This is a genomic window from Bacillus cereus group sp. BfR-BA-01382 (genome assembly GCF_022663475.1).
In the GTDB taxonomy this organism is placed as follows: Bacteria; Bacillota; Bacilli; order Bacillales; family Bacillaceae_G; genus Bacillus_A; species Bacillus_A thuringiensis_S.
In genome coordinates, this window is record NZ_JAKUFQ010000318.1 from 1 (window position 1) to 342 (window position 342).

Below are 342 nucleotides of genomic sequence, written 5' to 3' on the forward strand. Positions count from 1 at the left end.
GCATAATATTGTAGCGGTTGCGGCAGGGTGGCGTCGTACTATTGGCCTTAAATCGGATGGCACGGTAGTAGCGGTCGGCCGAAATAAAGAAGGAGAATGCAATGTAAGCAGTTGGCAAGGTATTGTGGCAGTCACAGCGGGTGACTGGCATACAGTCGGTCTTAAATTGGACGGCACATTGACGACTGTGGGAAATAATCGATATGGTCAATGCAATGTAAGTAGCTGGCGAGGTATTGTATCGGTCAAGGCTGGGTATCTTCATACTGTTGGTCTTAAACGAGACGGTACGGTGACAGCAGTGGGGAATGATAAACATAACCAGTGTGATGTGAGTGGCTG

1 pseudogene is annotated in these 342 nt (G+C 48.5%); it reads left to right on the plus strand.

Features of this window, described 5'->3' with window-relative positions:
• Positions 1–342 (plus strand): annotated as a pseudogene (locus MR160_RS34145) (chromosome condensation regulator); the annotation flags it as partial.